Source organism: Micrococcus sp. EWR3.9.1, from assembly GCF_052615555.1.
Genome location: NZ_JBQXFD010000003.1, coordinates 46,746 through 68,607 on the forward strand (window position 1 = coordinate 46,746; position 21,862 = coordinate 68,607).

Below are 21,862 nucleotides of genomic sequence, written 5' to 3' on the forward strand. Positions count from 1 at the left end.
CAAACCCCAGATCCTAGGAGAAGAGTGAAGCTCATAATTTTGGACACAAACATCCTGTTTGGGAACTGGGAAATGGAGGGGGAAGAATTTGCTCTCCTGATTGGGCTGGTGTCTGCAGGGATTGCAGAGGTTGGCGTGCCTGAAGTTGTCGTCAAGGAACTTGCGGCGCAAGAGGTTGCGAGTATAAAAGATTCTGCTGATCGTTTGAAAAACTGGCTGATTTCGGCACATCCGTTCTGGTTGGGGCGCCTTAGGTCTCTCGAAGATGACACAACCCCAGGGCTGGGTACGTCAAGACGACGTAAGTGGGTTGCCGAGGAGTTGCAAAAATCCCAGGACTTCTCAACTACTGCTGTGAAAATTCAGGACTTCTTGTCCTCTAAGGGATTCAAAATCCTATCACATCGGATCTTCGATCATGCAAGGTTAGCAGACGACTACTTTCTCAGGCGGAAGCCTTTGAAAATCGACGGGTCAGGTGTTGCTGATTGGATAATCTGGGATACGGTCGTTAACGCGACTCCTGAGGGGTCTGATGTTGTGTTTGTCTCTAAAAATACGAATGACTTTGCAGCGCCATTGGATTCTTCTGCAGAAAAGTCCAGGAGGACCCTTCATTCTGACCTGCTCGACGATGTCGGCAAGTTCAATAGCTTTTCGTACGCAACTTCGCTCGAGCAATTACTTGCGGATTATCTGTCTGATGAGGTAGATCGATATATCGCCATCAGTGAAGTTGAGACGAATCCCTCGTTGTCCGTTGATCAAGGGGATGAAGCAATCGCTGAGGTCGAACGCTACTTGATGGCGCTAGAGGGTAAAGAGTTAGATAGCGGGGGTCAGCTGGCTGACATTTTGGCATCAAACTTTAAAGGTAGTTGGAAGGTTCGAGTGGATGCTGTGGAGGTTTACTCGGGTGATGCGACATGGGAACCGGTAGAATTAATTGAAGACACAGAGTGTGCAGCCGCTATTCGAGGAAAAGTGGAGGTTCCTGTGCAAGTGGAGGCACTACTTGAGGTAGATCCTGAAGATGTCTCCGATTTTATTCTTATCAATCCAAGTGTCATGTCTATGGACTGGAGCAAGGGTAGGCCGGTTTTTCGGGTCGGCATTGATAGAAACTTTGAGTTCGAAATTGAGGGAAATTCGGGAAGGTTGTCCGTCTTGGATTACAGGATTGCATGATGGGAGCGCGCAGCCTCTGCTCTATTGCTTAATACCCCTGTGTCGAAAGGCAGCAATTCTTGTTGCAAGCCTGAAAAGACTGTGACAAATTTGGTTAAAAATTATCGAGGTGCCGGTATTGGCAAGAATATTAATTCTCGCCACAGCCAGTGCCTACGTGTATCATATGACCCATGATCACAGGAAATCTTAAGAAGCAGGTCGACCGTGTCTGGGACGCCTTCTGGACGGGTGGCATCAGCAATCCGCTGGAAGTGATCGAGCAGATCACCTACCTGCTCTTCCTCCGTCGCCTGGACGAGAGGCAGACGCAGGCCGAGGCCAAAGCGCGGCACACGAACCAGCCGGTGGAGAATCCCGTCTTCGGCCCTGATCAGCAGCATCTGCGGTGGCAGCAGCTGAAGAACGAGTCCGCGGAGACGATGTTCGCCCGCATGGACCGCGAGGTGTTCCCCTTCCTGCGGCAGCTGGGCCAGCAGGTGGGCGGTGAGGACTCCACGTACGCACATCACATGCGGGATGCCCGGTTCACCATCCCGAACGCACGCATGCTCTCCACCGCGGTGGATCTGATCGACCAGCTGCCGATGGGCAGCCGAGACACGACCGGTGACCTCTACGAGTACCTGCTCTCCAAGATCGCCTCGGCGGGGGTGAACGGCCAGTTCCGCACTCCGCGGCACATCATCGACCTCATGGTGCAGATGACGGCACCCACCCCGGAGGACGTTATCGTGGACCCGGCCTGCGGCACGGCGGGGTTCCTAGTCGGCGCGTCGGAGTATCTGCGGGAGACGCACCCGGACATGTTCTACAACGCCCATGTTCGCCTGCACTTCAACAGGCGGATGTTCCACGGGTACGACTTCGACAGCACCATGCTGCGCATCGCCAGCATGAATATGCTCATGCACGGGGTGGAGTCCCCGGACATCGCCTACCGGGACTCCCTGGCCCAGGGCGCCAGCGACGGCGACGCCGGAAAGTACAGCTTGATCCTCGCCAATCCGCCGTTCGCCGGGTCCCTCGACGCTGACGCCGTGAGTTCCGATCTGCAGCGCGTGGTGAAGACGAGGAAGACGGAACTGCTGTTTCTGGCTCTGTTCCTGCGGCTATTGCAGCCGGGCGGCCGCGCGGCGGTGATCGTGCCGGACGGCGTGTTGTTCGGCTCGTCGAAGGCGCACAAGGACCTGCGAAAGATGCTGGTGGAAGACCAGTATCTGGAGGCGGTGGTGAAGCTCCCCTCGGGTGTGTTCAAGCCATATGCGGGGGTCTCGACGGCGATCCTCTTCTTCCGCAATGACGGTCCCGGCAGCACGGACGACGTCTGGTTCTACGACGTTCGTGCCGATGGGTTATCGCTGGATGACAAGCGCACCCCGGTGGAGGCCAACGACCTGCCGGACGTGCTGCGGCGTTGGCAGAACCTGGCGGGTGAGAAGGATCGTCCGCGCACCGCCCAGTCCTTCCTGGTGCCCAAGGCGGACATCGTGGAGCAGGGGTACGACCTCTCACTGAATCGGTATAAGGAGTTGGAGATCGAGGAGGTTGAGCACCGGAACCCGCTGGAGATCCTCGCCGACCTAGAACAGCTCGACGCCGAGATTGCTGCGGGGACGGCGGAGTTGAAGGGGATGCTGCAGTGAAGACGGTGAAGCTGGGCGAGGTCGCGGAGGTGGTCTCCGGGGCCACGCCGAAGACTGGGGTCGCGGACTACTGGGGCGGGAAACACTTCTGGATCACACCGGCCGAGTTGAGTCGTTCCAGCTCCCCGTTCATTTCTGAAACCGAGCGCACCCTTACCGAGGCAGGCCTGCGGAGCTGCGCCGCGAGGATGTTGCCACCTGGCTCTGTACTCTTGAGCTCGCGTGCTCCGATTGGCCTAACTGGTATTACTACTGTCCCGATGGCCACAAACCAGGGTTTCAAGAGTCTTGTTCCCGGGCCAGATCTCTCCGCTCACTATGTTTTTCACTGGTTGAGGGGTCATCGCGCCCTCCTGGAAAGTATGGGCACGGGTGCTACGTTCAAGGAACTCTCTAAGCGAGCGGTTGAATCAATAAAAATTCCCCTGCCAGACCTTCGCTATCAGGAGCAAGTGGCGGAGATCCTGGACCGGGCTGACGGGCAGCGGTCGCGTCGTCGTGCACAGGTGGATTCCCTGGACGTTCTTGTGCGCTCCAGGTTTGCGGAAGTCGTCGCGCAGGCTCCCGCGGGCCCCGTCCTTGGGGACGTTGCTGCATTCGTTCGAGGGGTCACCTTCAAGCCGGCTGATGTGTCGGATGAGGGTGTTCCCGTCATGCGGACGAAGAACGTTCAGAGGCACCTTGATCTGTCTGATGTGATTAGAATTCCTGCGGATCTCATCAAGAATGAAGGCAAATACCTTCGTTCGGGGGACACCTTGGTCTCGAGTGCCAACAGCTACAACCTGGTGGGCAAGTGCTGCTTTGTCGGAGAGCTTCCGGAGCGGTCTGCGATCGGTGGATTCGTTGCGGCGCTCCGCCCGGGGCCGGGCGTGGACCCCGTGTTCCTCCACCACTGGTTCAACAGTGACCGGATCCAGGAGACGGTGCGCAGTTTCGGCAACCAGACCACCAACATCAGTAACTTGAACATCAAGCGAACACTCACCCTCCGCCTCCCCGATGTTCCCCTCGCCGTCCAGCGCGAGTTCGCGGCCGTCGTCGCGAAGATCGACGCACAGCGGGAGCGGATCGAGCGGGCACTGGTCCTCGAGGACGAGCTGTTCGCGTCCCTGCAGTACCGGGCATTCCGCGGCGAGCTGTGAACCCGGCAGGATAGAGCCCAGCCGCAGTGTGGCGGCGCGCACCGAAGGAGGAGCCGATGGCAAGCAACATGGACTGGGTGGAGCAGGCGTTGCCTGCCGTCCATCAGGATGCCGCCCAGGCCGAGGCCTACCTCACCACGGACCCGCGCGCCGCCGCCTTCTATGCCCGACGCTCCGTGGAGCGGATCGTGGAGTTCCTCTACGCCACCCGGGGCCTGGACGACCCCTACAGCACCGACCTCGCCGGCCGCATCAACGCCCCCGCCTTCACCACGCTTGCCGGGCGGGGCATCGTGGACAAGCTGAACTTCCTCCGCAAGGCGGGGAACAACGCCGTCCACAAGGACCTCGCCCTGGACTCCCGGGCTGCCCTGACGATCCTCCGTGAGCTCTTCCACGTGCTCGTCTGGACGGCCTTCCACCACGGCCCCCACCCCGAGGCCGTCCCCACCAAGGCGCAGTTCGACCCCGCACGGGCCCCGCGCCAGGCAGCCATGCCCGTCGAACAGCTCGACGCGGTCATCGCCCGGCTCAAGGCCCAGGACGAGGCCAACGCCCGCCTTCGCGAGGAAAGCGAGCAGCAGGCCGCTGCCTACGAAGCGGAGATCGCCGCCCTGCGGGAGCAGATCGCCGCCGCCCAGGCGGCCGTGGCTGCCAGTGACCTCACCGACCTCCACGCCTACGACTACGCCGAGGCCGAGACCCGCACCCTCTACATCGACCTGCTCCTTCACGAAGCCGGGTGGCCCCTCGACCAGGACCGCGACCGCGAATACCCCGTCACCGGACTGCCCACCCAGAGCGGCACCGGCCGGGTGGACTACGTCCTCTGGGGTGCCAACGGCCTGCCCCTGGCCATCCTCGAGGCCAAGCGCACCACCCGCAGCCCCCACGAAGGCCAGGAACAGGCCCGCCGCTATGCGGACGCCCTCGAAGCGCAGTACGGCCGCCGTCCGTTGATCTTCTACAGCAACGGCTACGAGCACTGGCTCTGGGATGACGCCGCCTTCGCCCCCGCCGGGGGCTACCCACCCCGTGAGATCGAGGGGTTCCTCACGGCAGACGAACTCGAGCGGCTGATTCAGCGCCGCACCGCCCGGCAGGACCTCGCCACCGTGCCTCCCAAGACCGAGATCGCCGGGCGCCCCTACCAGCTCGAGGCGATCCGCGCCGTCGGCGAAGCCTTCACCGCCCGCCAGCGCGACGCCCTGCTCGTCATGGCCACCGGAACCGGCAAGACCCGCACCGCCATCGCCCTCGTCGACCAGCTGCTGCGTGCCAAGTGGGTCAAGCGCGTCCTCGTGCTCGCCGACCGTACCGCCCTGGTGAAACAGGCCGCCGAGAACTTCATGAAGCACCTGCCGAACGAGACCGTCGTCAACCTGCTCAACGACAGGACCGCCGAAGGCCGTATCTACGCCGCCACCTACCCCACCATGCTCAACCTGCTCCAGCGCGACGGGCAGGACGGACCCCGCCGCTTCGGCGCGGGGCACTTCGACCTCGTGATCATCGACGAGGCCCACCGCTCCGTCTACCAGAAGTACGGGGCCATCTTTGACTGGTTCGACTCCCTCCTGATCGGCCTCACCGCCACCCCCAAGGACGAGGTGGACCGCAACACCTACCGCCTCTTCCACCTCGAAGACGGCGTCCCCACCTTCGCCTTCGACCTCGCTGAGGCCGTGGAGCAGGGTTACTTGGTGCCGCCGGAGGGGGTGTCTGCCGGGACCGAGTTCCTCCGCCGGGGCATCCGCTACGACGACCTCTCCGAGGAGGAGAAGGCCGAGTGGGACGCCCTCGACTGGGGCGAGGACGGACCTCCGGAGAACGTGGACTCCCAGGAGATCAACGACTTCCTCTTCAACGACGACACCGTGGACAAGGTGCTCGAGCTGCTCATGGAGCGCGGGCAGAAGGTGGCCGATGGAGACCGGTTGGGGAAGACGATCGTCTTCGCCAAGAACCAGCGGCACGCCGAGTTCATCGAGCGCCGGTTCAACGAGCGCTTCCCAGAACTGGGCGGCAGCTTTGCCCGCGTGATCACCAGCAAGACCGCCTACAGCGGCGCCCTGTTGGACGACTTCTCCGACCCGGACAAGATGCCCCAGATGGCCATCAGCGTGGACATGCTCGACACCGGCGTGGACATCCCCGACGTGGTCAACCTCGTGCTGTTCAAGGTGGTCCACTCCAAGACCAAGTTCTGGCAGATGCTCGGCCGCGGCACCCGCCTGCGCCCTGACCTCTTCGGTCCTGGGCGGGACAAGACCTCCTTCACCGTCATCGACGTCGGCGGAAATCTCGAGTACTTCAACCAGGACCTTCCCGAACGGGCGCCATCCCAGCAGAAGCCCCTCACCCAGCAGATCTTCGAGACGCGGGCCGCCGTCGTCGCGGCCCTGGACGCTCAGGCCGAAGCGGGGAGCGAACGGGAGGACAGAGCCGGTGCTGTGCGCCGCAGTCACGCCGACTGGCTGCACTCCTACGTGGCGGCCATGCCCGGGCAGAACCTCCTGGTGCGCAAGCACCGGCGTCAGGTGGAGCGCTGGTCCGACGCCGCAGCCTGGGGGCGCGTGAGCGCCGAGGACGTCCAGGAACTCGCTGAGCACGTGGCAGGACTGCCCTCCGCGGTGCGCGACCCCAACGAGGCCGCCAAACGCTTCGACCTGCTCACCCTGCGCTGGCAGCTCGCCGACCTGGACCAGGACCTCACCACGGCCGAACGGTGCCGAACGGCGATCCAGGACATCGCCGGGGCTCTGTTGAGCCAGGTGCGCATCCCCGCTGTGAAGCAGAAGGAGGACCTGCTGTCCCGCGTGGCCGAAGACCTCTGGTGGAAGGACGCGGGGCTCGCAGACGTCGAGGCCCTGCGCGAGGGCCTGCGTGACCTCGTGGCATTCCTGCCCCGGCGAACCTCGTCCCCCGTCTACACCGACTTCGTGGACACCCTCCTGGACTCCAGTGAAGTGGTGATCGTGCCGTCCAGGCCCGGCATGGATTGGGAGCGCTACCGGCGGAAGGCGAGGGCCTTCCTGCAGGGCGAGCGGGACACCCTGGCGCTGCGGAAGCTTCGCGGCAATCAGCCCTTGACGGAGGCGGACCTGGACGAGCTCGGCCGCATGCTGGTGGAGGCAGGCGGGTCGGAGCGTCCCGAACTGGACTGGGTCCGCGACCAGGCCGGGGACGAACTCGGTGTGTTCGTGCGAAGCCTGGTCGGCCTGGACCGCAGTGCCGCCGAGGAGGCCTTGGCCGGGTTCCTGGATGAGGGGCGGTGGAACGCCGACCAGATCCACTTCACTCGCATGCTCGTGGACGACCTGGTCCGTAACGGGGTGGTGTCTCCTGGGCGCCTCTACGAGGACCCCTATCTGGCGATGGGTGGGGTGGACGCCGTGTATCCCGGCGAGGCGGCCGACGCCGTGGTGGCCGTGTTGGCCGACGTCCGGCGGCGGGCCGGGGTGGAAAACGGCACCGGGGCGCCGTCGAAGGCAGGAAGCGCGGCGTAGCGGGTGACTACTTCCGGAGGGCCCGCTGAGCGATCTGTGGCAGAAGCTGGCCGACCTGCCTAAGACCGTCTGGGCCAGCGATGGCAGTAACTGCGACGACGCCGGCTGTGCCTATGGCAAGGCCCGCAATAGTTACGGCCGCGTTCATTCCCCCATGCGTCAGGCCGGCGAGAAAGCGCCGGTTCTCTTCATCTTTGGCGTTGGCGCGCTCAATGAGGTCGTCCACCATGGCCATCAGATGGTCGCGGTCCTCCCGCGTGAGGTCCGGCTTGTCGAGCTCCCTTTCGATGACCTCCATCTTCTTCCTGAGAAGCCAGTCGTGTGTCTGACGGCTCTGCTCATTCGTCTCCAGCGTCTTGATGGACGCTGCCCGCACGGCGTCCAGGGCCTCGCGCACAGTGGCAGGGAAGTCGAGGGCATTCTCGAGGCGAATCCGCCACTCCCGAGGGTCGAGGTGTCCCTGAGGCCTGTCGTCGCCGGAGGTGTCCTCCGGCTGCTCGCCGTCCGTTCGCGTCATGGTCCAAGCATGCCGCAGGGCTCGGCGCGTGGGTACCAGCTGTGGCACCTGCTCAGCAACGGGCTGAAGGGACGAGTGTCAGGATGCGCGGCCTACACTCGGCCTCCTACATGGTGCCAGTCAGACCTGAGGTCCCCCCGTGTGGCAGTGGCAAGCTGCGGGGCCTCGGACATGGATCGCTCACATTCGAGGCGTCAAGGCCATCTGTCGCCGTGGTCACGTCGGGTGGTCTACCCCCGCCGGGACTGGGGGCTCTCAACGTCGAATTCCTCCGCCAGGCGAGCAAGCGTGAACTCCTGGCGGAGCTTGCAGGCGCTGTTCTGGTTGGCGAACATGCCCTTCTCCCAGTAGGCCTCCGAGGCGGGCCTGGTGTCGATCCACCGCACGGGGAGCACCCATTCGGTGTTGTCGTCACTAGCTTCGGAGGCGTGGCGGTACTCGCCCTTCAGGGGGAGAGCATCAAGTGCTTGCTCGCCCTCGGCTGTGGGCAGGATGGCCTCGTCGAAGCGCATCGCGGGCCCCGTCGTCTTCCCGACACCCACGTAGCCCGTCTGCGGGATGTGGACCCAGATGCGGGCGCCCACAGGGACGTTGCGCAGGGTCCGTGTGTAGAATCGCCCGCCGCCAGCAGAGACGAAGCCGTAGCGGCGGGTGTCCTCCCATTCGCGGTCGTAGACCACGTACCAGTCGACCCCGTTCCATGCTGCCTTTTTCGCGCGGTCCGTGGCGGCGGTGGACGCAGCGGTCGTCTCGTCGGAGCTGACGAGCCACGAACGGGCGAGGTACCGGCGATCCTCGTCCTCGAGATAGGAGAAGAAGACGGCGTTGATGGGGACCCCGAAGGTGCGCAGGTAGGCCACGATCCGTTCGGAGCTGCTGTCCAGGGTGGCGGCCACGATGGTCAGGCGCTGCTCGCCGTTGAGCTCGTCCGGAAGGCTCGAACCGAAGGTCTCGTCGAAGGCGGTCTCCAGGTCCGTGCCGAGGTGACGCCGTGCGATGTCCCGGATCTCCTCTCGCGGGAGCTGGGAGGTCCACGAGGCGTAGTCGAGGATCTGGGCCACCACTGCTCGGGGAGTGCGGTCGCGCTTCAGCTCGAGGACGTGGAGATTGCCCTCCCCGTCCATCGCGAGGATGTCGATGCGGGTGCCGTAGGGCGTGGGAACCTCGCGTCCGATCACCAGCAGCGGCTCACCAAGGAGCGTGGGGTCCTTGACGAGGAACCGCTGGAGCTCGGCCTCCGAAGGCATGCGGGCCTGGTCCAGCGGACGGGGTGCACCGTGCTGGTCCATGCGCCACATCTTCATCTCGACGGGCATGGTGGTTACTCCTCAGTCCGCTGCATGGAATCGAATTTCATCCAATCACGAGCCGGGGCGAGCCGCTCGGTCGTTTCCGGCCGTGGCCCACTCGTCCAGCACGTCCCCGATGTGCGCGAACGCCGCGTCGGCGAGGGCCCAGCTGTGGGCTCGAGAGAACATCGCCCGTCCCTTCCGCAGCTGCGAGAGAGCCAGCTTGCGTGCGGCGAGGAGCACTGCGGGGTGGCCGAGGAGAACGCCGATGTCCTCCCACCCGTGAACGGCGGTGGTCCACACCGGGCCAGTCGTGCGATAAGCGGTCTGAAAGAAGAGGGGGCGGAGTTCGTCGTCGATCTCCAAGGAGTCGTGGACGTTCAGAACCATGGTCTGCTCCCACTCGCCGTCCTCGGTCCGGGCCTCGTAGAGGTACAGCATCTCCACCTTCTGGATGCTCAGGGTCGCGAACCGGCGGTGGCTCCGCGCACGGTTCGTGGAGGGCCACGCGCTGAGCACCCATCCGCGCCCTTCCGTCTCCGTGGGGAGGGGGATCACGTAGTACAGGTAGCCGGCGATCGAGTCGACGGCCTCCGCGAGATGCGGGTGCTCCCGGACCGGTTCAGGGAGGCGCCCTCTGTCCGTGCGTCGTCGGGCGCGGGCCTCAACGATCCGCTGCGGGGCGATCTCCCGCTCCACGTTCATGGGATCATCCCCGATCCACGCGGCCTGTTCCTCCTGGGTGACGATGAAGTCGAGGGGGGAGTCTCCGAATGGCTGGGCGAGCAGCGTGCGGTTGCGAAGGCGGACGTCTGCGCGTCGCTTCTCCGTGATCATGGCCTGTTCGACCCGATCCAACTCCTCCGGAGGCACCGGGGTGAAGTTCACGGCCACGATGTCCTGCCACCGCCGGCGGTGGCTCGCGAACCGGGTGGCGGGATGGATGCTTTGGCCCACGTACTGATCCCCGTTCGAGAACTCGAGGACGTAGATCCCAGGGCCGACCCCGTCTTCGAAGATCAGCGAAGGTGCCAGCCCTGCTGGGGTCTCCCAGCGGCGGAACGGCAACGGGGCGGAGACCATGGGGCCATGATGCCGTGCTGTGGCGAGCGGGGCACCCCGAGCACAGCTGTGGGCCGCTAACGCGTCCGGCTGTTCGCCACCATGGAGCCATGACGTACGAACTGACGCCGGCGCGCATGGACGCGGCCGTCCAGGACGCGGTGCGCACTCTGGGCCACGGGCCGGTGTTCGAGCTGCATCTCTTCGGGGACGGTGGCCCGGAGTGGGGCGTGACCGGTTGGTCGGAGGAGGGCGGCGCTGTCCCGGACGCCCCAGGCCTCTACGCCGTGTACGCGAAGGACGTGTCCCGTGTGCGTCGAGAGCTCGGACCTGAGGTGCCGGTGGGGGCGGACGGCTTGTTGTACGTCGGCAAGGCCGAGCGGAGTCTGGCCGCCAGGGATGTGCGGCAGCACTTCGGCACGGGCAAGACCGGCCGGTCCACCGTGCGCAGGACGTTCGCAGCGCTGCTGGAGCACTCGGCGCTCCTCTGGCCGGTGCCGCGGGCCGGGGGCAAGCCTTCCAGCAAGAGTCCGGCGACCTTCGACCTCAGCGAGCGCTCGGAAGAAGCGCTGACCAGGTGGATGGTCGACCACCTGGTCCTTCGCGTCTGGGTGCCCGAAGTGCCCGTGGCCCTCGGTGACGTCGAGAAGCACGTGATCACGGCGTGGCGCCCGCCGCTGAACCTCACCCACGCAGGCCCCCCGCCCCCACATCAAGGCAGCTCGAGCCTGGATGGTCGCACTGGCCGCTGCGCAGGAAGAAGCAGAAGAGGGGCGACTCCCGGAAAGCTGGGAGCCGACGACGGTCGGGGATCTGCTCCGCGAGCACCCCGAGCAGTACGGGCTCCGAGGGTCCGTCGGCCTGTGGACCGAACTCCGGGTGCGGTTCGCGCGTGAGCCGCCGCCGGCGTCGCGTGACGAGCTCAAGGGCCTCGTGGACGGGGCGATCGACGAGATCCTCACCGAGGCCACGCCCTATGACCGAGTGAGCGTGAACATGGACCGCTGCAACGTGGGCGGCATGAGCCAGGCGCTGATCCACCTCCCGTGGTGGCGGGAGACCGCCGTGCCGATGATCCTCGACCGCTGGCAGAAGTGGGCCGATGCACGCGGGAAGGGCTGACGGGTACAGAACCCGGCTTACAGTCGGTTCATCCCTCGGCGGGACGACCGTCGGACGCTGATGGCCACCCTCGTGCGCGCGCTGAGGACTGGCGGTCCGACCCGGCCGACGACGTCGGTAACCCTGCCGCGAGCGTCACCCCGGCCCTGCCCACGGAGCGGCTGCGCCCGGTGGGGTGAGGATGCTCGGCGCAGTTCGTCAGGAAGCGTCCACACCGGCGTCTCTTAGGTAACGATCCGGCCCGATCGTTGCACATGCGGATCCATGCGAACGGATCGGGCGTTGGGCTGTTGTCTTACAGTCCAGCGGCCGCATGGCCGCCTCGACCCGCTCCGGGGTCACGTGCACCTCCGGGGCGAGGTCTTGAGGGGTGAAGTCCGGGTCGATGCACTCCTGCCAGAAGACCACGTGCTGCTCGTCCAGCCAGTGGGCGGACGCCCGCGCATCTGCAGCGCCCTCCCCCTGCACCGAGTACCAAGACAGGTACGTCACCCCGTCCACCACCTCGGAGAAGATCGTCTCCACGTACATGCGCTCCGGCTCCAGCGTCTCCCGGAACGCCTTGGGGTCGCACAGGGGAAGTCCATCCACGCCCGGGCGCGCTCCTCCTTGCCGGGCACCACGCGGAAACGGGCCAGCTCGATCCTCATGCCCCGAGCGTAGGGGCGGGGCCCCATCACCCGTGCCGCTACCGTGACCCCATGCCCACCCCCTTCGCCGCCCTCGCCGCGCGCCGCGGCGTCGCCTTCCCGCTGCGCGCCGAGCGCCTGACGCTCACCCCGTTCGCCGCTGACGATGCGACCGCCGTCTTCGCCTTCTGCCGCCTCGAGGAGGTCTGGACGTGGACGTCAGGGCGGGCCGGCTCGGCCGACGAGCTGCGGGAGCAGTACCTCGCCACCGGCGACCGGCTGACGGTCCGCGTGGATGAGGCGATCATCGGCGTCGGGAAGCTGGCCGTGCAGGACGCGTGGAGCCAGGGCGGGCCACGCGAGGAGGCCCGGAACGCGCAGGCGGAGATCGGGTGGACCATCGACCCGGCTCACGCCGGACGGGGCTACGCCACCGAGCTCGCCGGCGCCCTGCTGGAGATCGCCTTCACGGGCCTGGGCGTGCGACGCGTGGAGGCGGAGGCCTTCGCAGACAACGCGCCCAGCCTGCGCGTGATGGAGAAGGTCGGCCTGCGTCACGAGGGCACCTTCCGGGAGGAGTCGCTGCACCTCACCCGCGGCTGGGTCGACGGCGTCACCTACGCGCTGCTCGCCTCCGAGTTCCGCGCGCGGGGGAGACTTCTCCGCGACATTCCCTGGACCTGACGAGAGGACACCCCATGACCACCGAGACCCCCACCCTCACCGCCCCCGAGATTCCCGCCACCATGAAGGCCGTCGTCATCCGCGCGCCGGGCGACGTCGTCGTGGAGACCGTGGAGACCCCGCGCGTCGTGAAGCCCGCGGACGCGGTCCTCAAGCTGGCCGCCGCGTGCGTGTGCGGATCGGACCTGTGGCCCTACCGCGGCCACAACGAGGTGGACCACCGCCGCATGGGCCACGAGTACGTGGGCACGATCGTGGAGAAGGGCACGGAGGTCGCCACCCTCGAGCTGGGCGACTTTGTGATCGGCTCGTTCATGCTCTCGGACAACACGTTCGATATCTGCCAGGCCGGTTACCAGTCCCGTTGCGCCGACGCGGGCTCGTAGACGGGCAGCCAGGCTCAGTACATGCGCGTCGAGCTCGCGGACGGCTCCCTCGTGAAGGTGCCCGGCGGCGAGCCCTCGGACCCGGACCGCCTGGCCGACTACCTGGCTGCCTCGGACGTGCTCGGCACCGGTTCGTACGCCGCCGTCGCCGCGCAGGCCCGCGCCCTGCTGGACCTCGCCTTCACCGGCCTGGGCGTGCGCCGCGTGGAGGCGGAGGCCTTCGCGGACAACGCGCCCAGCTTGCGCGTCATGGCCAAGGTGGGGCTGCGCCACGAGGGCACGCTCAAGGAGGAGCCGCTGCATCTCACCCGCGGGTGGATCGACGGCGTCACCTACACGATGCTCGCCTCCGAGTACCGCGCGCAGAGCTGAGCCGTCTCCTCATGAGCCGGTCCGAGAGCGGTGGGCCAGTTCGCCTCCGATAGGATCAGAGGGTCCTGTCCGGTGTCGGCTCGCCCCCAATGGAGACACCGCCCGTCGATGCCGCTGGCTCATTGAAGTTCGCGGGTGCATCCGTTGATTCGGAATCAACGTCCCAGTCGCGAACGACGGACTTGCCCATGGCGCTCTCAATGAGGTCCACGAGTCGACGGCGACGATCCTGGAAGTAGCCGTCGAAGTCCCCTGCCCGGAGAAACGCCGGGTCAATCGCATGGGTCGCAATCTGCGCGTCCACCTGTTCCGCACTGAGGCCCTTCGCATCCAGGCGGTCGATGTAGACGGCGGGTGAGTCGCCCCGCAGGCGGATGTTTGTCTTCTTCGCCAGAGGAGTCTTGTTGATGATGCTCTCGCGTCGCCAATACTCGATCGCGTTGTCCTCGCACCACTTCTTGGGGAAGACATGATGGATGTCGACCTGCAGCTCGTCATACGACTGGAAGTCAAGCTTCTGATCCAACATCCAGTCCTTCACGGGGGTCTGCTGCGCCATGATCAGCGCGTAGAGGCCCTTGTAGGCGGCGGACTGCCGTGAGCGCAGAGAACCGAGACGTGACTCCGCGAAGCTGGCGCGGATGATGGCCTCCGGAGTGGTAGAGCTCTTGGCCAGAGACCAATCGGGCAACTGCTCCGCGTCCTTGGCCAGCTGGGTCGTGATCGTAGACCCGTAGAGCTCGCCCAGAACTCCGCACCAGAACCATTGGTTCAAGCGCGCGCGCACCGCGTGCTCTTCAGCTCGCTCGCCCAGCAGGGTGGTGACGATCATCAACGAAACGACCTGCGAGCTGTACGGGATGCCCCGACTCTCGTGGATGTGGAGATCGCGGAGATGCCTGGCCACCCTAGGCAAGGCATCCCGCAGCTGAGGAGCCCAGGTCCGGTAGTCGTCCAGACTCATGCTGAGGATGTCTTCACGGCGGGCGCTGGTCTGGGGCACCTGCTTGCCCGTCTTGCCGGCGGCCAGGGCTGTGCGGCGCTTGGACAGGGTGATCAGCACGGAGACAGCCATGAGGAAGTCTGTGCTCCTCATTTCTTTGAGCACCGGGTACTTGTGGAGCACCTCCTCGGTGCGCGCCCAGTCCTCAGCCAGACGGAAGTCCTCGCCCGTCTCCTTGAAGTAGGCGCCGTCGCCCGCGAAAGTGGCCGTGAGGAGCTCGAAGACGTCGAGGCGCAGACCGCCCGTGTTCACCTTCTCGAAGACGGTGGCGACAGCGTCCTTGGAGATGTCCTTGTCGAGTTCGATGGCGGACACCTTGTACGTTTGCACGGACTGGGCCACGGTCGAGAGGAACTGCTGGGTGACGGCCATCCGCTCCGGGGCGCCCTGCTGGTAGCCCATCATCCACGCGAAGCAGCGTGCACTGTCGAAGAGGACCGTGGCAGGCATGAGTCCCGCCGCGTGCTGCTTCTCCTCCGTCGTCACGTCCAGCACGACGTCTCGGCCGATGTTCCCCGTGACGATGCCCGAGTCCGGCAGAGACACGACGGCGTCCTCCTGTTCCCGGACATCGCCCAGTGCCTTGACCACGTCCACGAAGTATCGGCGCCTCAGCTTGTGATGGCGCGCGTCTTCCGTGTCCACCACGCCATCCCCCGTGAGGGCCTGCACCATCGATGTGGTGCGCTGCTGACCGTCCAGAAGAAGGAGTTCGGGCTCCTTCAGGCCCTCGTGGCCGATACCGGTGATGGGGCGCGGCTTGAAGCGGACATTATGACCTCCGGTCTTGAGGGTCATGATGACGCCCATGGGGTGCCCGCGGAGGATCGTGACCAGCAGGGACCGGATGCGCTCGTCGTCCCACCGATAAGGCCGCTGGAAGTCGGGGAGCTGAAGCTCGCCGCACTGAGCCTTGTTCAGCAGTTCGACGATCGTGTACTGGGGGGTCTGGAAGGTCGACACGGGATTCCATTCCGTCGAGGTCTCGGACCACGGGCGTATCGCGTGGGACGCGCCCTCCGGGAGCCGGGTTCATCCACCATGGCGCCCACGTGGTGAGTCTGAGCCTACTGAAAGCCGTCAGCGACCCCAGCGCTGTCGGCGCTCCCCGTGGCGTCGCCGATCGCGCCGTCGCCGCGCGCGGACCGCGCGTTTCGGTAAGAACCTGAGCCGACGGCCCAGGTTCTGACGGAAACCTGCGGTCCTGTGGACCAAGAGCCCGGGCCCTGCCCGGGGCCGGCCCCGCCTCACTGCGCCGTGGCCAGCTCCCGCTTGAGGATCTTCCCGGTCGCCGTCTTCGGCAGGCCGTCCATCGCCACCACGCTGCGCGGGTACTTGTACGGCGCCACTTGGGACTTCACGTGCGCGACGAGCTCCTCTTCGGTCGCGGTCGCGCCGGGCGCCAGCGTCACGTAGGCGGCCACCTCCTCGCCGAGCTCCGGGTGCGGCACGCCCACCACGGCGGCCTCCGCCACCGCCGGGTGCTCGTAGAGGACCTCCTCGATCTCCTGCGGGTACACGTTCATGCCGCCGCGGAGGCGCACCTCGTCCAGGTTTTCGACGTCGCCGGGGTCCGGGTTGAACGGTCGTCACGGGAAGCGCCCGTCATGACACTGACACCATGACTTACAGTTGTCACTGTGAACTGGTCCTCTGATCATCTGACGGCCACCCTCGACGCCCTCCGCGCGCGTCGTGGCGACACCACCTCGGTCGAGGTCAAGCGGGCCACGGGCGGCGTCCCCTCCCTGCCGGAGACGCTTTGCGCCTTCGCCAACATGCCCGCCGGTGGAACCGTCATCTGCGGCGTCGACGAGGCGCACGGCCAGTTCCGCGTGGTGGGCGTGCCCGACGTCGCCGCACTGGAGGCGGGGCTCGTGGCCCAGGCACGCGAGGCCGTGACGCCCAGCCCGACCCTCCTGCCCCAGGTCTTCCGCCTGGACGGGAAGGACGTGCTCGTCGCCCACGTGGTGCCCCTGCGCCTCACGGACCGGCCCGCAACGGTGCGAGGGCAGGCCTATCTCCGCCAGTCCGACGGCGACTACGTGATGCACGCGCACGAGCTGCGCATGCTGGAGGTCGCCAAGCTCCACGCCGACGAGCGCGTGGACTACGACGTCAAGCCCGTCACCGGGATGAGCGAGGAGGACCTGGTCCCCGAGCTCGTGACCGACTACGTGGCGGCCGTGCGCGAGCGGGACCGCCGCCTCCGTGACCGCACGCACCAGGAGATCCTCCGCCAGACCAACGTCCTCACCGCCGCCGGGGAGCCCACCCTGGCCGGCCTCTACGCCCTCGGCGACTACCCGCAGGGCCGCTATCCGGGGCTCACCGTCACCGCCGCCGTCCAGGTGCGCGGGGGAGAGGGGCAGGCGCGCAGCCGCAACCTCACGGACTTCACCGGCCCCGTCCCCGTGCTGCTCGACGAGGTGATGGCCTGGGTGCGCCAGAACCTCGGGACCGAGCACGTGTACCGCCCCGACGGTCAGCTCGAGCGCCGCCCCGAGCTCCCGCTCGCCGCCGTCCGTGAACTCCTCGGCAACGCCCTCGTGCACCGCGACCTCGGCCCCGACACCCTCGGCGCGGGCAAGGCCATCCAGGTGCGGCTCACGGACCGGGCCCTGTTCATCCAGAGCCCGGGCGGCCTCCGCGGAGTGTCACTCACCCAGCTCGAAAGTGACGAACACGCCCAGGCCGCCGTCAATCAGCGGCTGTACCAGATCGCCAAGAAGCTCACGACGCCGGACGGCGCCTCCGTCATCGAGGGCGAGGGCGGCGGCATCCACGAGGTGTTCCGGTCCGCTCGGCAGTGGGTGCTGGACCGGCCTCAGCTCATCGACACGGGCGTCCAGTTCAAGGCTCTGCTCTGGCGGCCGCGGCCCGAGGGGGCTCGGCCGAGTTGGCGGGAGCCTGCCGTGGAGGTCGCGACGACGTCCCCCGCGGAGGTGACGCCCGGGGCGAAGGCCGGGACACCGTCGTCGGCCGTGCCGCCCAGCTCCGCGCCCACCCGCCACGAGGGGCGCGTCCTCGGTGCCCTGGCCGCGGGGGAGGCGGTGGGCATCCGCGACCTGGAGGAGGCCACCATGCTGACCGCGCGGCAGATCCGCTACGCGCTCCGCCAGCCGCTGCTCGACGGGCTGGTGGAGATGACCGGCGGTCAGGGCCACAAGGACACCCGGTACCGACTGGTGTCGGCCAGAGGGGCGGGAGACTGACACTGCCGCTCTTGAGAGCCCCCCTTGGTGGTCGACTGTGAGTCTGAAGTGTCAATCTGTCGATGTGGATCCGTCCCATGAGCAGAATGAGGTCCTATGCCGCACTCTGATCCGGTTCCCGAGCCGTTCGTCCTGACTCTTGGGTCGGTGCTCGACGCCGCTGGCCTGGACCCGCACGAGGTTCTTGCCATCCATCACACATACAAGGCGGATGGGCTTCCCTCGCGGGCCGCGGCCACGCCCGAGCGCGTGCTCGCCTACACGCGCGAGCAGCACCACGTGGGGAAGTTCCCGAAGGAGCCTGCCCGCCACTGGCTGATCTTCATGGGGGAGGGAGGGCGTCGTTCTCGCCTCACCGCCGTGTACGAGAACCGCGGGGAGGCCGTGGCTGAGCGCACGGAGCGGCACCGGTACTACGACGTTGCGCCGGTGCCGCTGCTGGCCTCCCTCGAGGAGCGCCTGGTGGTGGAGTGGTCCGCAGATCCCGTGAACTGGGCCAAGCGCGGCCCCCTGGCGGCGCGGTTCCCCGTCCTGGAGATCGCCGACCCCACCACCGAGGCGTTCCCCGGCTTCGACCACGTGCTGCTCAGCTACGGGGACCTGCAGTCAATGGTGGCCGAGACCCGCTACGCAGGCTGGCGCACTGCCCTGCAGGCCGTACGCGGGATCTACCTGATCGCCGACGAGACCGCGGGCCAGTGCTACGTCGGCAAGGCCGACGGTGAGCGTGGTGTGCTCGGCCGGTGGGAGGCCTACGCCCGTGACGGGCATGGCGGGAACGTCGCCCTCCGGGATGCCCTGGAGCTCGATCCCACCCAGCCGGAGCGGTACACGTTCAGCCTGTTGCGCGTGTTCGGCTCCGATACCCCGCAGGCCCAGGTCGACGCCGCGGAGAAGCACTACAAGGACGCGCTGATGACGCGCCGGTTCGGGCTGAACCGGAACTGAACGGACGTCGTAGTCCTGGGGGAGTGGGCGAAGGTCAGACGGGGGATGGAATGCCCGCGCCGAGCCTCGGGGAAGAGGACAAGCGCGCCATCCCGGCACTGCAGCCATCGCTGAATTCCTCGAATATGACTGCCCGCGAGCACACGGGGCATCTGCAAGCCGCCCGCATTGATGTCGTCGCGCGGGCCGACGTCGTCGAGGAGTGCGGGTCAGGTCTGATGGGCGTGAACGGCCCACCCGGGACCGGCAAGACGACGATGCTCAGGGACATCCTGGCGTCCAACGTCGTCGAACGAGCACACCGAATGTCGGCGTGTGAGAACCCATTCGACGCCCTCACCGAACGCACCCATGAGTGGACCGGCGAGGGCAGGATGCGACGACGGGCGCGCGAACTCCGGCCCGAGGTGGCCGGCCTCGAAAAGGTGGTGGCCTCGGTGAACAACGCGGACGAGGAGAACCTCTCCGAGGAGATTCCACATCGGAGCGCCACCAAGGACGGCCGACACGTGGATGCGGACTACTTCGCCTGCCTGGCCACCGCCGCCTTGGGCGGAAGCGGCGGGGGAAGAGGACGCCCTGGGTGAGGACAGCTTGACGTCGGAGCAGCCGGGCACCTCGGGCCTGGCCACTGCGCCGATGGCAACGGCACCGACTCCGCCCCGCTCCGCGCGCAGGCGGCCGACGAGGGGGTAGTGCTGCTCGGGGTCCTTCTGGAGGGCCCGGACCGGCCCGGGGCGCACGGGGCGCACGGGGCCGGCCGGACCGACCTACGGACCGGACGGCTCAGCCCTGGGCCGACTCGACGTCCTCGTCGACCCAGTCGCGGGAGCGTTCCACGGCCTTCTTCCACAGCCGCAGGGCGCGCTCAACCTCCTCCTCGTCCGTGGTGGGCTCCCAGCGCTTGTCCTCTTCCCAGTTGGCCACGAGCTCGTCCTGGGACGCCCAGAACCCCACCGCCAGGCCTGCGGCGTAGGCGGCGCCGAGAGCGGTGGTCTCGATGACCTTGGGGCGCACGACGGGCACGCGCAGCAGGTCCGCCTGGAACTGCATGAGCAGCTCGTTGGCGACCATGCCACCGTCGACCTTCAGTTCGGTCAGGTCCACGCCGGAGTCCGCGTTCATGGCGTCCAGGACCTCGCGGCTCTGGAAGGCGGTGGCCTCGAGCGCCGCGCGGGCGATGTGCCCCTTGTTGACGTAACGGGTCATGCCCACCATGGCGCCGCGGGCCGCGGCGTCCCAGTGCGGGGCGAAGAGGCCGGAGAACGCGGGGACGAAGTACACGCCGCCGTTGTCCTCCACGCCGGCGGCCAGGGTCTCGACCTCCGGGGCGCTGGCGATCATCCCGAGGTTGTCCCGCAGCCACTGGATCAGCGAGCCGGTGACGGCGATCGAGCCCTCCAGCGCGTACACCGGCTTCTGGTCGCCAATGCGGTACGCCACCGTGGTGAGCAGGCCGTTGTCCGAGTGCACCGGCTCCTCGCCGGTGTTGATCAGCATGAAGTTGCCGGTGCCGTACGTGTTCTTGGCCTGGCCGACCTCGAAGCACGCCTGGCCGAAGGTCGCCGCGTGCTGGTCGCCCAGGATGCCGGTGATCGGCGTCTCGCGCAGCAGCTGCTGGCCGGATACGGTGCCCACCTCGGCGGAGGAGCTGACGATCTCCGGAAGCATGGACATCGGGATGCCCATGTCCGCGCAGATCTCCTCGTTCCAGTCGAGGGTGTCCAGGTTCATCAGCATGGTGCGGGAGGCGTTGGTGACGTCGGTGACGTGCCGGCCGCCCTCCCCGCCGCCGGTGAGATTCCACACGAGCCACGAGTCCGTGGTGCCGAAGATGAGGTCGCCGTTCTCGGCGGCCTCCCGGGCACCGTCCACGTTCTCCAGAATCCAGGCCACCTTGGGGCCGGAGAAGTACGTGGCCAGGGGCAGCCCGACGCGCTCCTTGTAGCGGTCCGCGCCGACGTCGCCGGCCAGGCGCTCGCAGAGGTGGTCGGTGCGGGTGTCCTGCCACACGATGGCGTTGTACACCGGCTTGCCGGTGTTGCGGTCCCACACCACGGTGGTCTCACGCTGGTTCGTGATGCCCACGGCGGCGACGTCGTGTCGGGTCACCTCGGCGCGGGCCAGGGCCTCGCCGATGACCTCGCGGGTGTTCGTCCAGATCTCCACCGGGTCGTGCTCCACCCAGCCGGCGCGCGGGAAGATCTGCTCGTGTTCGCGCTGACCAGTGGACACGATGGCCCCACTGTGGTCGAAGAGGATCGCGCGCGTGGACGTGGTGCCCTGGTCGATGGCCATCACGTAGCGGGGGGTGGTCATGTCCTACTCCTTCGGAGGTGGTCACGGGGGTGTGGGGGTGGCGGGCACGTTCCCGCAGGGGAACGTGCCCGCCGGGGTTGGACGGGCAGACCGCTCAGACGAACAGAGGCGCGGCGAGGCCGGCCAGGACGGCGCCGACGAGCGGGCCGACGATCGGCACCCACGCGTAGCCCCAGTCCGAGCCGCCCTTGTGCCGGATCGGCGCGACGGCGTGGAACAGGCGGGGGCCCAGGTCGCGCGCCGGGTTGATGGCGTACCCCGTGGGGCCGCCCAGGCTCGCGCCGATCGCGACGACGAGCAGGGCCACCGCGAGCGGGCCGAGCCCGGAGGGGGTGGAGCCGAAGAGCAGGATCACGAACACCAGGACGAACGTGGCGATCACCTCGGTGACCATGTTCCACAGCGGGTTGCGGATCTCGGGGCCTGTGGCGAAGGTGCCCAGGATCGCCCCCTGGTCCGTCTCCGCCTGGTAGTGGTCGCGGTAGGCCAGCCAGGCCAGGGCCGCGCCGAGGAAGGCGCCGATCAGCTGCGCCGCGAAGTACGCGAGCGTGGTGCCGAGGGTCACGGCGATGCCGGGGGCGTACTCCTCGGCGCCGCTGACGAGCAGGCCGACGGTCACGGCGGGGTTCAGGTGCGCACCGGTCGCGGCAGCGACGTAGACGCCCGCGAAGACGCCCAGCCCCCAGCCGAAGCTGATGAGCAGCCAGCCTCCGCCGTTGCCCTTGGTCTTCGTCAGGACGACGTTGGCGACGACGCCGACGCCGAGCAGCAGGAGGATCGCCGTGCCGGCGATCTCATGCAGGAAGATCGTGCCCATGGACGGGCTCC

The 21,862-nt window shown here is 66.9% G+C and carries 18 protein-coding genes and 2 pseudogenes; 12 read left to right on the top strand and 8 right to left on the bottom strand.

What is annotated here, in order from left to right; translation table 11 throughout:
* The first annotated feature begins 24 nt into the window (after window positions 1-24).
* From ACUJ8O_RS02860 to ACUJ8O_RS02875, 4 genes are all read left to right on the top strand, one after another.
* Window positions 25-1,188, top strand: coding sequence for a PIN domain-containing protein (locus tag ACUJ8O_RS02860; protein WP_152540178.1), 1,164 nt, complete (start codon window positions 25-27; stop codon window positions 1,186-1,188).
* Window positions 1,189-1,361: 173 nt separating this feature from the next.
* Entirely contained in the window at window positions 1,362-2,834 is a 1,473-nt protein-coding gene (locus ACUJ8O_RS02865) for a type I restriction-modification system subunit M (RefSeq protein ID WP_036338508.1), read from the top strand.
* Window positions 2,831-3,979 carry a restriction endonuclease subunit S gene (locus tag ACUJ8O_RS02870; RefSeq protein ID WP_080694970.1) on the top strand — a complete coding sequence of 383 codons (1,149 nt, stop codon included), beginning with the start codon at window positions 2,831-2,833 and terminating at the stop codon, window positions 3,977-3,979. The genes ACUJ8O_RS02865 and ACUJ8O_RS02870 overlap by 4 nt, the downstream gene beginning before the upstream one ends.
* A gap of 56 nt (window positions 3,980-4,035) precedes the next feature.
* Window positions 4,036-7,488, top strand: a complete 3,453-nt coding sequence (locus ACUJ8O_RS02875) for a DEAD/DEAH box helicase family protein (RefSeq protein ID WP_235188160.1) — start codon at window positions 4,036-4,038, stop codon at window positions 7,486-7,488.
* Between the two features lie 7 nt (window positions 7,489-7,495).
* On the opposite strand, the gene ACUJ8O_RS02880 is transcribed toward ACUJ8O_RS02875, so the two are convergent.
* The 3 genes from ACUJ8O_RS02880 to ACUJ8O_RS02890 all read right to left on the bottom strand — a co-directional run bounded on the left by ACUJ8O_RS02880 (window position 7,496) and on the right by ACUJ8O_RS02890 (window position 10,377).
* Window positions 7,496-8,005, bottom strand: coding sequence for a hypothetical protein (locus ACUJ8O_RS02880; protein WP_036338511.1), 510 nt, complete (start codon window positions 8,003-8,005; stop codon window positions 7,496-7,498).
* Between the two features lie 230 nt (window positions 8,006-8,235).
* Window positions 8,236-9,321, bottom strand: coding sequence for an endonuclease NucS domain-containing protein (locus ACUJ8O_RS02885; protein ID WP_036338514.1), 1,086 nt, complete (start codon window positions 9,319-9,321; stop codon window positions 8,236-8,238).
* 45 nt (window positions 9,322-9,366) lie between these two features.
* Entirely contained in the window at window positions 9,367-10,377 is a 1,011-nt protein-coding gene (locus ACUJ8O_RS02890) for a GIY-YIG nuclease family protein (RefSeq protein WP_052001142.1), read from the bottom strand.
* A gap of 116 nt (window positions 10,378-10,493) precedes the next feature.
* Between ACUJ8O_RS02890 and ACUJ8O_RS02895 the strand changes: the two are divergent.
* A pseudogene (locus ACUJ8O_RS02895) lies at window positions 10,494-11,039 on the top strand (GIY-YIG nuclease family protein); the annotation flags it as partial.
* Between the two features lie 49 nt (window positions 11,040-11,088).
* Window positions 11,089-11,478, top strand: coding sequence for a hypothetical protein (locus ACUJ8O_RS02900; RefSeq protein WP_127434991.1), 390 nt, complete (start codon window positions 11,089-11,091; stop codon window positions 11,476-11,478).
* 198 nt (window positions 11,479-11,676) lie between these two features.
* Here the strand turns inward: ACUJ8O_RS02900 and ACUJ8O_RS02905 are convergent, their stop codons facing one another.
* Window positions 11,677-12,069 (bottom strand): DUF6176 family protein, encoded by a 393-nt coding sequence (locus ACUJ8O_RS02905; protein ID WP_194073915.1) that lies wholly within the window; start codon window positions 12,067-12,069, stop codon window positions 11,677-11,679.
* A gap of 110 nt (window positions 12,070-12,179) precedes the next feature.
* Here ACUJ8O_RS02905 and ACUJ8O_RS02910 point away from each other — a divergent pair, with 110 nt between their 5' ends.
* The 3 genes from ACUJ8O_RS02910 to ACUJ8O_RS02920 are packed head-to-tail and all read left to right on the top strand — an operon-like array spanning window position 12,180 to window position 13,549.
* On the top strand, window positions 12,180-12,791 hold the full coding sequence (locus tag ACUJ8O_RS02910) for a GNAT family N-acetyltransferase (RefSeq protein ID WP_052001145.1): 612 nt from the start codon (window positions 12,180-12,182) through the stop codon (window positions 12,789-12,791).
* A 14-nt stretch (window positions 12,792-12,805) separates the two neighbouring features.
* Complete coding sequence (locus ACUJ8O_RS02915; protein WP_445373127.1) at window positions 12,806-13,177, top strand: alcohol dehydrogenase catalytic domain-containing protein; 372 nt, start codon at window positions 12,806-12,808, stop codon at window positions 13,175-13,177.
* 21 nt (window positions 13,178-13,198) lie between these two features.
* Window positions 13,199-13,549 (top strand): GNAT family N-acetyltransferase, encoded by a 351-nt coding sequence (locus tag ACUJ8O_RS02920; protein WP_194073913.1) that lies wholly within the window; start codon window positions 13,199-13,201, stop codon window positions 13,547-13,549.
* A 55-nt stretch (window positions 13,550-13,604) separates the two neighbouring features.
* Here ACUJ8O_RS02920 and ACUJ8O_RS02925 read toward each other — a convergent pair whose 3' ends face one another.
* Window positions 13,605-15,515 carry a DUF262 domain-containing protein gene (locus tag ACUJ8O_RS02925; RefSeq protein WP_052001107.1) on the bottom strand — a complete coding sequence of 637 codons (1,911 nt, stop codon included), beginning with the start codon at window positions 15,513-15,515 and terminating at the stop codon, window positions 13,605-13,607.
* A gap of 284 nt (window positions 15,516-15,799) precedes the next feature.
* Window positions 15,800-16,093: pseudogene (locus ACUJ8O_RS02930) on the bottom strand (AMP-binding enzyme); the annotation flags it as partial.
* A gap of 99 nt (window positions 16,094-16,192) precedes the next feature.
* On the opposite strand from ACUJ8O_RS02930, the gene ACUJ8O_RS02935 reads away from it, so the two are divergent.
* From ACUJ8O_RS02935 to ACUJ8O_RS02945, 3 genes are all read left to right on the top strand, one after another.
* Window positions 16,193-17,767: an ATP-binding protein gene (locus tag ACUJ8O_RS02935; RefSeq protein ID WP_036337850.1), complete on the top strand. Its 1,575-nt coding sequence runs from the start codon at window positions 16,193-16,195 to the stop codon at window positions 17,765-17,767.
* Window positions 17,768-17,863: 96 nt separating this feature from the next.
* A complete protein-coding gene (locus tag ACUJ8O_RS02940) occupies window positions 17,864-18,715 on the top strand; it encodes a GIY-YIG nuclease family protein (RefSeq protein ID WP_445373128.1) in 852 nt (283 codons plus the stop codon).
* A gap of 50 nt (window positions 18,716-18,765) precedes the next feature.
* Window positions 18,766-19,302 carry a hypothetical protein gene (locus tag ACUJ8O_RS02945; protein ID WP_158184091.1) on the top strand — a complete coding sequence of 179 codons (537 nt, stop codon included), beginning with the start codon at window positions 18,766-18,768 and terminating at the stop codon, window positions 19,300-19,302.
* Between the two features lie 199 nt (window positions 19,303-19,501).
* Here ACUJ8O_RS02945 and glpK read toward each other — a convergent pair whose 3' ends face one another.
* Together glpK and ACUJ8O_RS02955 are read right to left on the bottom strand one after the other, a co-directional pair.
* Window positions 19,502-21,034, bottom strand: coding sequence for a glycerol kinase GlpK (gene glpK / locus ACUJ8O_RS02950; protein ID WP_152744150.1), 1,533 nt, complete (start codon window positions 21,032-21,034; stop codon window positions 19,502-19,504).
* 94 nt (window positions 21,035-21,128) lie between these two features.
* Complete coding sequence (locus ACUJ8O_RS02955; RefSeq protein ID WP_010079813.1) at window positions 21,129-21,851, bottom strand: MIP/aquaporin family protein; 723 nt, start codon at window positions 21,849-21,851, stop codon at window positions 21,129-21,131.
* Window positions 21,852-21,862 lie beyond the last annotated feature (11 nt).

What these genes read in the sequence shown, in the direction of transcription:
- ACUJ8O_RS02865 (WP_036338508.1), top strand. Translation starts at nt 1,362, where the DNA reads ATGATCACAGGAAATCTTAAGAAGCAGGTCGACCGTGTCTGGGACGCC.
- ACUJ8O_RS02945 (WP_158184091.1), top strand. Translation starts at nt 18,766, where the DNA reads ATGCCCGCGCCGAGCCTCGGGGAAGAGGACAAGCGCGCCATCCCGGCA.
- ACUJ8O_RS02900 (WP_127434991.1), top strand. Translation starts at nt 11,089, where the DNA reads ATGGTCGCACTGGCCGCTGCGCAGGAAGAAGCAGAAGAGGGGCGACTC.
- ACUJ8O_RS02890 (WP_052001142.1), bottom strand. Translation starts at nt 10,377, where the DNA reads ATGGTCTCCGCCCCGTTGCCGTTCCGCCGCTGGGAGACCCCAGCAGGG.
- ACUJ8O_RS02915 (WP_445373127.1), top strand. Translation starts at nt 12,806, where the DNA reads ATGACCACCGAGACCCCCACCCTCACCGCCCCCGAGATTCCCGCCACC.
- glpK (WP_152744150.1), bottom strand. Translation starts at nt 21,034, where the DNA reads ATGACCACCCCCCGCTACGTGATGGCCATCGACCAGGGCACCACGTCC.
- ACUJ8O_RS02955 (WP_010079813.1), bottom strand. Translation starts at nt 21,851, where the DNA reads ATGGGCACGATCTTCCTGCATGAGATCGCCGGCACGGCGATCCTCCTG.
- ACUJ8O_RS02880 (WP_036338511.1), bottom strand. Translation starts at nt 8,005, where the DNA reads ATGACGCGAACGGACGGCGAGCAGCCGGAGGACACCTCCGGCGACGAC.
- ACUJ8O_RS02875 (WP_235188160.1), top strand. Translation starts at nt 4,036, where the DNA reads ATGGCAAGCAACATGGACTGGGTGGAGCAGGCGTTGCCTGCCGTCCAT.
- ACUJ8O_RS02885 (WP_036338514.1), bottom strand. Translation starts at nt 9,321, where the DNA reads ATGCCCGTCGAGATGAAGATGTGGCGCATGGACCAGCACGGTGCACCC.
- ACUJ8O_RS02940 (WP_445373128.1), top strand. Translation starts at nt 17,864, where the DNA reads ATGCCGCACTCTGATCCGGTTCCCGAGCCGTTCGTCCTGACTCTTGGG.
- ACUJ8O_RS02910 (WP_052001145.1), top strand. Translation starts at nt 12,180, where the DNA reads ATGCCCACCCCCTTCGCCGCCCTCGCCGCGCGCCGCGGCGTCGCCTTC.
- ACUJ8O_RS02920 (WP_194073913.1), top strand. Translation starts at nt 13,199, where the DNA reads ATGCGCGTCGAGCTCGCGGACGGCTCCCTCGTGAAGGTGCCCGGCGGC.